At 67.3% G+C, this 10,786-nt stretch carries 8 protein-coding genes and 1 pseudogene; 5 read left to right on the top strand and 4 right to left on the bottom strand.

The window, feature by feature from the left end; all coding sequences use genetic code 11:
- Together ACWFR4_RS45910 and ACWFR4_RS45905 are read right to left on the bottom strand one after the other, a co-directional pair.
- A partial coding sequence (locus ACWFR4_RS45910) for a TSCPD domain-containing protein (RefSeq protein WP_453657604.1) occupies positions 1-485 on the bottom strand: 485 nt, incomplete at its 3' end.
- 180 nt (positions 486-665) lie between these two features.
- Positions 666-2,033: a B12-binding domain-containing radical SAM protein gene (locus ACWFR4_RS45905; protein WP_453657602.1), complete on the bottom strand. Its 1,368-nt coding sequence runs from the start codon at positions 2,031-2,033 to the stop codon at positions 666-668.
- A gap of 1,401 nt (positions 2,034-3,434) precedes the next feature.
- On the opposite strand from ACWFR4_RS45905, the gene ACWFR4_RS45900 reads away from it, so the two are divergent.
- The 4 genes from ACWFR4_RS45900 to ACWFR4_RS45885 all read left to right on the top strand — a co-directional run bounded on the left by ACWFR4_RS45900 (position 3,435) and on the right by ACWFR4_RS45885 (position 5,814).
- Entirely contained in the window at positions 3,435-3,701 is a 267-nt protein-coding gene (locus tag ACWFR4_RS45900) for a hypothetical protein (protein ID WP_453657600.1), read from the top strand.
- Positions 3,698-4,072 (top strand): fic family toxin-antitoxin system, toxin component, encoded by a 375-nt coding sequence (locus ACWFR4_RS45895; RefSeq protein ID WP_453657598.1) that lies wholly within the window; start codon positions 3,698-3,700, stop codon positions 4,070-4,072. Before ACWFR4_RS45900 ends, ACWFR4_RS45895 begins: the two co-directional genes overlap by 4 nt.
- A 191-nt stretch (positions 4,073-4,263) precedes the next feature.
- The gene (locus ACWFR4_RS45890) at positions 4,264-4,656 is read left to right on the top strand and encodes a hypothetical protein (protein ID WP_453657596.1); all 393 of its coding nucleotides are present in this window, start codon (positions 4,264-4,266) and stop codon (positions 4,654-4,656) included.
- Between the two features lie 486 nt (positions 4,657-5,142).
- Positions 5,143-5,814, top strand: coding sequence for a hypothetical protein (locus ACWFR4_RS45885; protein WP_453657594.1), 672 nt, complete (start codon positions 5,143-5,145; stop codon positions 5,812-5,814).
- Positions 5,815-6,431: 617 nt separating this feature from the next.
- On the opposite strand, the gene ACWFR4_RS45880 is transcribed toward ACWFR4_RS45885, so the two are convergent.
- Positions 6,432-6,875: a DciA family protein gene (locus ACWFR4_RS45880; protein ID WP_453657592.1), complete on the bottom strand. Its 444-nt coding sequence runs from the start codon at positions 6,873-6,875 to the stop codon at positions 6,432-6,434.
- Between the two features lie 369 nt (positions 6,876-7,244).
- Entirely contained in the window at positions 7,245-9,314 is a 2,070-nt protein-coding gene (locus ACWFR4_RS45875; protein ID WP_453657590.1) for a hypothetical protein, read from the bottom strand.
- A 1,053-nt stretch (positions 9,315-10,367) separates the two neighbouring features.
- Between ACWFR4_RS45875 and ACWFR4_RS45870 the strand changes: the two are divergent.
- A pseudogene (locus ACWFR4_RS45870) lies at positions 10,368-10,786 on the top strand (hypothetical protein); the annotation flags it as partial.

Below are 10,786 nucleotides of genomic sequence, written 5' to 3'. Positions count from 1 at the left end.
GCGTCACCCACGGTGTCCTGGAGCTCCTTGGCCGCCCGCTCGTCGGCCGTCAGCACGCCGAACTCCACCCGCGTGTCGTACGGCAGGTAATCGAGCGCCAGGCGCCGGCCGACGTAGTCCAGTACGGACGAGGCCTGCCTGATCTCGGGGTCGTTGGTGAGACCCGCGGGTTCGAAGCGCATGCTGACGTACTCACGGACGAACACCTCCAGCGGGACCTGGTGACGCAGCCCTTGAGTGATGGTCGTGCTGAAGCCGTCCATCAGGCCCGCCAGAGTCGAACCCTGCTTGGCCATGAAGATCGTGACTGCGGCAGGGCGGCCGTCCTGGGTACAGGCGACCGTCAGGTAGCCCTTCCCCTCGCCGACGATGAACGACCGGGTCGTCGAGTGCAGACGCCTCAAATACTGCGGCGGCACCTGCCCAAGGGGGTGCTCCTCGCTCCTGTGCGTACGCGCCATGCCGTCAACGGTTCGGTCCGCCATCGAATGTGTCCTCTAGGTGGTCGAATTGAACATAACAGGACTGACACCACAACCTATGGGCCTCCGACGTTCGGCGACCACAAGATGTGGGATTCCCACCGTAGAGGCGAGGAGCGGTCGACACCAATCGCGGCACGCCGAACACCCGTCCCCAACCGGGACGTTCAGTGGTTTCGCCCCTCAGGCATCGACGAGGCGGGGAAGCGACCGGACGAGGACGTCTGGGTGCTGCTCCCTGAGCTCCAGCAGCCGCTGGAGGACCCGACGGCGGAATTCCGGCCGACCGGACCAGATCGCGCTCCCGGAGTAGGTGTCGCTGCGCGCCCACTCGCGTTGGCTGCGGCCATCGTCCTCGCTGGAGCCGAAGAGCGCTTCGTACATGTCGGTGGCCGGGAACGGTGTGAAGAAGTGATGCTTCTGCTCGTTGTGCGGGAGCAGAGCCAGTTCCTGGACGAGCCGGAACGTGAGGTCGCTGTCGTCTTCGGTCTCCTGCGGCAGGTCGTGGATCCAGCTGGTGAGCTGGACGATGCCCGCTGCCGACAGCATCCGGCAGCCGTCGATCGTGTGCTGGACCGTCGCGTTCTTCGTCATCAGCTTCAGCATCCGGTCGGACCCTGACTCGCAGCCGACAAAGATCGCACTGAAGCCCACGTTCCGGAGCCGTTCGAGGTCGATGTGCCCGGCGAGGTTCACGATGTCCTTGGCCCGCATGTTGGCCCGCAACTGGATGCACAGGCCGCGGCGTTCCAGCTCCTCGACGATGCCGATCACCCGCTGGATGTTGGTCGAGAAGTTCGGGTCCATCAGGCTGATCTGGTCCGGCTCATAGGTCCTCGACAGCGCCTCGACCTCGTCGACGACTCGCTTCGGGGGCAGCCCTTTCCAGCGGCGCAGACTGGTCTTCGGCTCGCTGCAGAACCCGCAGGGGTGCGGACAGCCCCAGGATGTGAGGTAGCTGACGTCTCGGACCCTGTCCGTGTAGTACGCGGTGACGGGGATCAGGGTGTAGTCCAGAGGCGGAAGGGCGCTCGCGTCCGCTAGAGCGCCGTTCGGGGTCTCCAGGATTCGATCTGCCACCCCACCGCGCAGTGAGATCTCGCGCCGTCCGTCCCGGTAGGCCAGATTCGCAATGGCCGCGAGCGAAACCGAGTCGGCCAGGCCGCCTTCCCGCTCGGCCAACTCAGCCAGCGCCACGGCCGCAGCCTCACCGGATCCGAGGACGACCACGTCCGCCCACCGCTCCCGCAGGATCCCGCGGTAGGCGAGGGAGGCGTGGTAGCCGCCCCACACCACAGGTACGCCCGGCGCACGGTCGCGCACCGTGCTGATCGCGTCCAGGACGTTGCCGATGCTCGGGCCTGTCATACACGAAACCCCGACGTAGAGGGCGTCCTTGGCCTCGTCCGCCAGTTTCGTGCGCCAGTCCGGCTCGATCTGGCAGTCGATGATTACCGGCTCGTGCCCGGCGGCCCGCAAGGCGGTGCCGACCGTCAGCACGGACAGCGGGTGCCACGGGTAATCGGACTCGCCGGTGGCAAGCGGGTCCACGCCGGCAAACAAGACAATCTTCCCCACTGAAGGTCACACTCCCAGGCCGTTGGTATCTGTCGCCGCTCTGAGAGCGACCACGGCCCAGCCTTGCGTCGCCGCGATGGCGTCGGTACGCCACGGGTCTGCCACTCCACTGCCACTTCCCCGCCGGACCGGAGTGCGAGCTGACGGCGTGCTTCAGGACGCCAGCCCTTTCCGTCTGATAAATCCATTCGCGCTCACCGCAGAGTGACCGGCGTTCGCCGCAAGTGGCAGTGGAATGGCAGACGAATGGCGTACAGGCGAAACGCTATGACGGCGGTCATGCGAAAGCCCGAACCGCTGCGATGCCACTTCGCTGCCCCACCCAGTGAGAGGACCGGACCTGTTGGCCACGACGACACGGACGATCCCTTCACCGGCCCGGGGACCAGGGCGCCCCCATCACCTATGACGGCGGTGCACTTCGTCCGACTGGTGGGGGATGCGCTGTCCGTCGAGGCTGACGGTGTTCTTCTCGAGGGTTGGCTCATCGACGAGGCCGCAGGCGTGCCGCAATTGGGTGCTCCGGTGGTCGAGCAGAACAGGCCGACCGACGTTCACGTGCACCTCATCGCCGATGAAGCAGGGCGCGTGAGGGCTGAGCAGAGTCCTCGATTAGCGCTCGGGTCCGTCCCTCGCCACGGGACGGTGCGGCAACTCGTATCCCGCCGAGGGCGACCTCTCATCTTCTCAGCCCGATCGGACTGCTTGGCGGGCGCAAGCTGGCAGCAACCAGCCATACAGCGATCGACGCAGCGTTCCTAGACGCTCGCGGACCCAGGTAAAGATGCCAGTAGCGGTGGCCCACCCTCGGGCCGCAGAACGGGACTTGTTCACATGCATTCCCTTCCAGAGGCACTCTTGTTCGCCGCCGTAAACGAACGGTTGCGTGAGGCTACGCGCCAGCGCATGATCACTCGTGGCATCGCAGTGCGACGGCAGCAGCGACGCGACGAGCGGCGCGACCGCCAGGCCATGAAGCTTTCCGTGCCGGACATCGTGGTGCAGCGCCACTCATCGTGAGGAGAGGCGTGGGCGCACACCCTGGTGTCGCATGTGCTTTGGCTTTCATCCGGCACGCGCCCCCATTGGCCAGTGCCCCTGAACAGATCGCCGGGGAGCCCGCCACCGCTGCTTCCGATGTGTACGTGCTCGGCTTTGTCCTGATCGAGCAGCTCACCGGCAGGCTTGGCCCGGCCGCGCAGTTCCCCAGCGCTGAGCGGAACACCCTCACCCCCGCCTCCGCATGCTGCTCGGCCGTCCAGTACCCCGCGCCCCATGTCCGGCCCGACAGTGCGCCCGCACCGCGAGGGGGCACACTGAGCGCGCTCTCACCACACCAGAGACAGTCTGCTACCACCCTGCTACCATGAACGTATGAGCAATGATCGGAAGCAGACTCAGGTGCGGCTCGATCCCGACGTGCTGGCCGCTGGCAAGGACGCAGCAGCCGCCCGCGGCCTCGACTTCAACCGTTACGTGGAACGCCTCATCGACGAGGACACCACGGGAGCTCGCGGTGCCGGCATGACCGCTGTCCAGCGCCTCCTCGACCGGCACGGATCCTTCCTCGACAATCTTGAGCTCGACCTCGATCAGGGCCGCATCCGGTCGCAGAACACTGCGCGGGGCGCCGCTGCGTGAGCGCGTCTCTCCACGTCGACCTGTCCTGGATCCTTGAAGTCACCCAGCGCGCCGGACGCCACGACCCGGCCCCCGACGACTTCGGAGTCCCCATCGCGGCCGTGCAACGCCACCGGGCCGAACTCCTCGAACAGCCCGTCTACGGCGGTCCGTTCACCCGGGCGGCCGCGCTCGTGCACACACTCGGCCGCTGCCGCTGGCTCGAACAGTCCAACCTGACCGTTGCATGCGCCGTCGCCGTCATGTACCTCAACGCCAGCGGCATCGCTGTCGACCCAGACCGTGACCAACTCACTGCGCTCGCACACGAGTTGTATGACCCGCGCTGCACCGCCACCCGCATCGCCGAACAGCTGCGCACCTGGCGATAGAACTCCTCGATGAATAACAGTGCCGGGAAATGCCCCGAGGGTAGGTCCGACACTTCAGCGGCACTGCATGCCGCGCCGACGATGTGCCGCCAAGGCGAACACCCCCTCATCACCCGGCGCAGCAAGCTCGTCGCCAAGCTGCGCCTGCAACTGGCAGACGGCTCACCACAAGACACAGGAGTGCGGACACCATGGGTAAGGACTTCATACTGGCCTTCGGGGCTCCGGCGGTGCCCGGCTTCGGCGCCTACGCGGCGATCCTGCTGACCGGCGACACGGAGGACGTGAGCCCGGTCCGGCTGGGTCTGGCGGTCTTGGCCCTTGCACTGATCTGGCTGGGCGGTACCTACCTGCTCGTGAGGCGCGTGTACAAGCGGCAGATCGCCCGGAACGACTGGGGCAACCTGGGTGGAACGGGCGGGAAGGGCCCGGACTGCGATCGGTGCGACGAGCCGACCAAGAAGCCGTTCCTGTACAACCAGCCGCGCACTCACTGGCGTTGTGAGCCGTGCGAGAAGGCCGTGACGGACATCATGTTCACGGCGGCGGCGAACAGCGGGCTCACGAAGGACATGCACCGATAGCAGGCGCCCAGGAGGGCTGGCGAATCACTTCCTCAAGCTCGGCCCGGACCCAGCAACTCTGAGGCGCGGCTTGCAGGCTCCGCCTGCGTGTGCAGCCAGTCGCTCGCGGTTTCAGACCATAGTCCCCGTCTGTCGCTAGGAGCGCGAGGGGCACTGGGCAGCCCAGGCTGTTGCCCGGGCCAACCTTGACCTTGGCTCGGGTTCTGTAGCGTTGGATGGCCGCGCGATCTGGGGTGTGGAAGAGGCACCGGTCGCCGATGTCTGCCGGGCTCGTACAGGGCTTCTTCCCGTCTCGGTGTGGACGTACCTCGCCAGGGGGCTCGGCCTGCCATACATGCTGTTAAGTTCGTTCGCCGCCGTACAGACTGGGTCGCCCCCTTGCCGCACTTCCGCCCCATCTCTCACGGCTATTTTGAGGGCCCGATAGACCCTGAAGATTTCGGGACGCCCAGACGGATACCGGTCAGTCCAGGCAGGATGGCTCACATGGACGGCGAAGAGACGGCTGCGGTGATCGGCGGAGCCAGTGGGTTAATCGGCGCTCTCATAGGCGGCTCGGCTGCTGTGTGGGCCGCGAGGCATCAGGGCCGGCTGGCGGTGAAGAGCGCATTGGACACGGCACGTTCGACATATCTGGGGCCACTCGACACTGCACGGCGGACCGCGCAGCGTGATGTTTTCGCGAGATTTCTGACCGTCTCACAGGAGTGGGCACGGCCCGCAGGGCGGGCGGCGGCGGCAGCCGAGCATTGGGACCAATCAGTGGCTGCCCACGTCGATCGGCTTCGCGACGAGAATCTCATGTATGTAGATCAGGCCGACGCTGTCGCAAATCGGTACCGGCGCCAGGTGTCCATCGCTGGTGAACCGCTCGGCATCACAGAGGCTGCCCAGCACGTGCTGCTGGAGGCCGCCGGGACCGATGTGGTGGAAGCTGCTCAGACGGTGGAGCGGCACGCGGTAAGGCTCCAAGGCTTCCTCAACGACGCAGGAACTACAGAGCTTATGTCCGACGATTATTCGCGAGCCGATCCCTCAAACCACAGGACGCCGTATCCCGGTCGCTCGCCGGCCGAGCACAGGGCCCTCGAGGATGCGATCGAGGCGTTCGCACGAAAAGCGGCGGCACACCTCAACCAGCGTGACCTGGCAACGTAGGCGATAGCCCGTCCAACTACTGTCGTTGCCGTGCGCGGGCCGGCATCAGTTCGGATACACCTGCTCCCCCGTTGGTGCACTCGGCAATGCCAAGGATCACCGTGCACGTGAAGGCCCCGGCCTTAACAGGCCGGGGCCTTCACGTGCATCCCCGCAGGGGCGGGGTCGACAGACTCTTGAAACAGAGAAGTGGTTCATCCCCGCCGAAGCGGGGGCAACGAGAAGAGGCTAGCAACTAGCGGCCGAGCACGCATCGATATCGGTCTGATCCCGTAGCGGCGTGCGCTGCGTCGTCCGCGAGTTCCTGGGCCTCGCTCCCGAATGGTTGAACGACCCCGGCGAACCAGGATCAGGGCGCGAGGGGCACGACGGGCGCCAGATCCGACAACCTCTACGGCGCCGGTGTCTCCGGCATCCGCACGCCGAGCGCGTTGCCGAGCAGTGCTCGCGCGACACAGTCCCGCGCGACTGCCAGCTGGCCAGAACGCATCGCCAGCAGCAGCGCAGCACCGCGTCACCTGGCCCTTTGTGAGCCGTGTTCGTTGACGCCATGCCCAACAGGCCGCCAATCCGTGTACCGCTGCCGCTCCAGGCTGTGGCGACGGCGTCCCGCTCGGTCAGGGCACGCGTGCGGAGCCGGGCTGGAGGATCCGCAGGGGAGCACATACGACCGTCCGGCCCGCCGACTTGTTGGCGGCCTCGATGACGCGGCTCTCCTCGATGCGGGTCTGCAGCGCCCAAGCCAGCGAGTCCGGGCACACGGTGAGCTGGCCAGAGTTCGCGTCGTACGCCACGGCGTCGACGTGCTCGGCCAGCAGAGGGGCGATGGCCTCCCACCGTTCCCGCAGGGTGGCGCAGGCCGCAGGGAGCTCCCAGGCCCGCTCGGTGATGAGGGCACTGATTGCGGCACCGAGACTCGCTGGTTCACGTCCGTCGCGCGCCGCCGCACGGCCCGGCTGCGGCTGCGGTTTCGACGTCTGGCCGCCGCCGTTCTTCCGCGCCGACTCCTTCGCGGCGCGCAACACTACGTGGGCCAGATCGACCCCAGAGTCCTCGCTCATGCCTGTCTCCAGGTGGTGTTGTAGGTTTCGGGGCGGCTTGTCCACTGGCATCGCTCTGACGCGTAAATACGAACCGGCGTGGGCAAAACCGCAGGTAGCTGACCTCGCCTCCTGCGTTGCCACCCCGCGGCGCGGTGTTGATCAAGGGCTACGGGGCGTTCGTCCTGCCCATTTACCCCTCCCACGGCGGGCGGCGAAGCCGCCCTGGGTCGCTGACCAGCGTTTTCCGGAGCCGTCCCATCCGGTGTCCACAGGGCCTCGTCCCGCCGCTGTGTCCACTCCCTCGGTCCGTGCGCCGCCCGCAGCTCGGGAGGCCGCGCCTCACCTGCGGATTCCCATCCCCGTGTCCTAGTGGCCACGCGGTGGACATCATCGGTGGGAAGTGGACACGGGATCTGGGATCCCACAGGTGTAGCCGAGATCCAGGTGCCTGAGACCTGCCAGGCGTTGCACCTGAGCGACGAACGCCCGGGTGAACAGGCGCTGTGCCGACGCCTCGCCATACCGCTCGATGTGGTCGAACACGACCTGGTGATCGGCGGCGCCGCGGGTCCGCGAGTCCAGTACCTGTTCCCGGGTGAGGTCCTCGAGTACCAGCTCCCGCTCGACGCCGACGTCGGCGGGTTTCGGGGCCGGGGCGACGGGGGCCAGTCGGGGCGCGGGCAGCACGACCCGAGCCACCGGAACGGCCGGGACGTCAGCCGGGTGCTGCGCGGCCGCAGCTTCGCCGCGGGCATGAGCTGCGGCGGCCTGCCGGGCACGGTGCTGCTCCCATCGGCGGGCCTTGGCCCAGGATTCGGCGGTCACGTCCTGGTGCAGTTGCTGCTCGGTCGCCGCACGGCGCTCGGTCTCGCAGGCCCCGGGCATCGCGGCGTCGACGGCGGCCGCGACGGTACGGCGCTGGGCGCGGGCGTCGGCCTGCCGGTCCTCGCAGCGTGGGCAGTCCCGGCCTGAATCGAGCAACGCGCCCTCGTCGCACCGGGGTTCGGCACACAGTTGGCGCTGCGGCAGGCCTCGGCCGATCAGCCAGCCCACCGGGTCCTTGATCGGGCCGTGGAGCCGCATCTGATCCTCCAGGCGCCTTGTGAGCCGGTCGGTGAGAACCTTCGGCGCGTCGGCGCGCCCGGCGAAGCCCTCCACCCGGGCCAGTTCGCTGCGGGCCACGGCCTCCACCAGGCGGCGGGCGGCCGGACGGTCCAAGCGCGCCCACACCATGTCGACCGGCGCCAGAATCACCCGCAGATCCTCCGGCGGCAAGGGAACCCTCCCCCGCTGCTGTGTTCCTTGACCCGTACCGTCCAGGACCTGCACCGAAGGGCCAGTCACCCGCGTGCGGCCGGGCTTGTTGCTGCTGATCGACGGGGCCTTCTTCGGCTGTTCCCCGCGCAGCGGGCCGTCCTCGCGCCCGTGTGCACGTTCCGGCCGGCGGCCTTCACGCCCACGGCCTTCGCCGGAAAAACCACAATCAAGCTGCAGAGGAACGACGGGAGTAACGACAGAAGCGTGGTCTGCGTGGAGCTCTGCACCATTGGGACGCTCCCGGTTCTCCTCCTCCATGTCTGCCTCAGCACCGCTGATCCCAGACGCACCAAGGGCGCCGGGAGCACTGGCCGGAGCGTGATCTCCGAACGCACCATCGGGACGCGCCGAAAACACCGCCACAGGGCCCTGGACAGCCTCCACAGAGGCCAAGTTGCGGCTGTATGCGCGGGCCACCGGAAGCAGCATGACGCGGCCCCGGCCGTTCATCCGCGTCGCCGTCTCCCTGCGTTGCCGCGCCACGACACCGGCCTGCGTCAGCCGCGCCAGGATCTTCCGCGCACCGGACGGTGAGCAGCCCAGCAGCCGCGACAGCGTCGCCGCACCGCGCCCCTCACGTGTCTTCACCGAGCCGCCGCACAGCTGCAGCCAGCCCGACGCCCGGGTGCTCAGCACCATCAGCAGCAGCCCGAGCCGGTCGGTCGCCGCCCCTTTGCCTGTACGGCCCGCCAGCAGTCCCGGCGGCGTCGGCTCTCTGTCCTTCGGCGTCCAGCCGTGCCCGAACAGCGCCTCACACAGACGCAGCAGCGTGGCCAGCTCCGTTTTCGACAACGCCAGGGGATGCCTCGGTCCCCCGCTCTTGCGGGCCCTCCACAGCGGCATGACCAGGCAGTCCAGCCCGGTCGGGTGCCCCTGCGCGTTCGTGACCACCCTCGTGTGCAGCGCGTCCGCGTCACGGAGCACGGGCAGCACTCTGTGGTGGACCATCGACTCCTTGACCCCCAGCCACCGGCCGAGCTCCGCGCCCCAAGTCGACGACACGTTGTCGACCTGGCGGCCCTGCGGAGCACGGGACTTCGCGTACAGCACTACCGCCGCCAGCTTCGGTGCGTCCTTCAATCCGACGATCGATGGGTCTGCCAGCAGCGCGAGAACCGCGGCACGCAGCCGCAGCCGCATCCCGCGACCGAGACGCAGAGCGTCGTCAGCACCGCCACTATCTGGCTGGGGCGTGCCCGGCGCCGACCGCAGAGCATCCCGCCGCCTGGGAGCGATCGGGGCGTCAACCACGGCGTCCTCGACGAGCCCCGGCAGAACCGCGGCTGCCGCCGCTAAGGCATTCACTGGGTCACCCCAGGACGGATGACGGAGAGTTCCCTCGGCGCCTCAGCCGTGGAGAGACGGGCGATGAGTACGACGAGCGCCGGCCAAAAGGCCCGACGGCGCAGACGGCGAGCCAACTGCGCCGTCGAGAGGCAATAGGACCCGCTGCCCCAAACGGCACTGTGCCAGGGGCTGACGAACGAGGGATGAGAGGGATTTAGTGGCGTATTCTGCGCCATCTGGGCACGGTGGACCTGACAAACGGCAGCACGATGCTGCAACATGTACGCGGCGCTCCTTGTTGATGGAGGAGGGCACGACAAACGCCCTCGTGGCGCTTTGTGGTTCGGGCAGAACCAGAGATTGAACCGTTCGAAGCCGGCTGGCACCGGGTCGAACAACTCCTCCGGCCGAGGCCCTGGCAGGCTGAGACCGGAGATCAGATGGGACGCTCGCAGGTGACGGTCATCACCGCGAGGCTCCGGGCGGCTCGAAGTCCTGCAACGCAGGCGCCGCCCACACGAATTACGTCATCTCGACCCCCGCAAGGGGCGAGGTGTAGCCGCGTCCTGACAGGAGCGGAAGCATAGAAAAGGCACCCAAAGTCCGGAGCGACGCGCAGGTCATCGCTACTACGGAGGCGGGTGCCTCGTGTGTCTGCCAGAGGATATGGGTATCCTGGTGCATGTCGAGACCATCCTTAGAGTGGTCTGCGGCCGTGCCCCGGAGTGCAGCCTCGCGGGGCTTAACCATGTCTGTATTGATCTTATCCACAGACACAGTACCCCCCTCACGGCGTGTAACGACACCCCGCCACCAACCGTGTCGCCCTTCCCCTGAGGCTTCCTGACGCACCGCCAGCGCGAAGTTCCCCCGCCCCTTGGTCAATTCAGCGGAGGCGAAGCAGGCATGATGAGCATCATGCATGCGACATCAACCGACTCGCTGGACGTTGAGACCTTTGCCAACCCAGTGCAGCAGCGCCGCTTCGCCGCAGCGATGGGACGGATCGCAGCAGATCGAACTCCTGGAACGCCGGTACGCGTCTATGTCAGTGCAGCGCCCAGGACAATGAACAGCCCAAAGTGGGACAGCTGGCTTGAGCAGATCACGAGCGAGTTGCCGAGCGGTGTGGAAATCCTCCACTACCGCAACACCTTTGGTGAGGACCGTGCGTACGAGTGGGGCCAGCTGGCCGAGACTCTCGATGGCCTGGTCATCGTTGGCAAGCAGAAGAGGCCTGGAGGACGGGTTTACCTCCTGGGACCCGTCGCCCGTCTTGAATTGCGATCGGTCGTCGCGCGGAAGCCCGTTCTTCTCTACGGGCA

Source organism: Streptomyces sp. NPDC055140 (assembly GCF_053607285.1).
The sequence above is the reverse complement of the archived record's forward strand: the minus strand, read 5'-3'. Positions and strand labels throughout refer to the sequence as shown.

Excerpts from the sequence above, each read along its gene's own strand:
- ACWFR4_RS45900 (WP_453657600.1), top strand. The coding sequence starts at position 3,435 with ATGAGCAATGATCGGAAGCAGACTCAGGTGCGGCTCGATCCCGACGTG.
- ACWFR4_RS45890 (WP_453657596.1), top strand. The coding sequence starts at position 4,264 with ATGGGTAAGGACTTCATACTGGCCTTCGGGGCTCCGGCGGTGCCCGGC.
- ACWFR4_RS45885 (WP_453657594.1), top strand. The coding sequence starts at position 5,143 with ATGGACGGCGAAGAGACGGCTGCGGTGATCGGCGGAGCCAGTGGGTTA.
- ACWFR4_RS45880 (WP_453657592.1), bottom strand. The coding sequence starts at position 6,875 with ATGAGCGAGGACTCTGGGGTCGATCTGGCCCACGTAGTGTTGCGCGCC.
- ACWFR4_RS45875 (WP_453657590.1), bottom strand. The coding sequence starts at position 9,314 with ATGCGGCTGCGGCTGCGTGCCGCGGTTCTCGCGCTGCTGGCAGACCCA.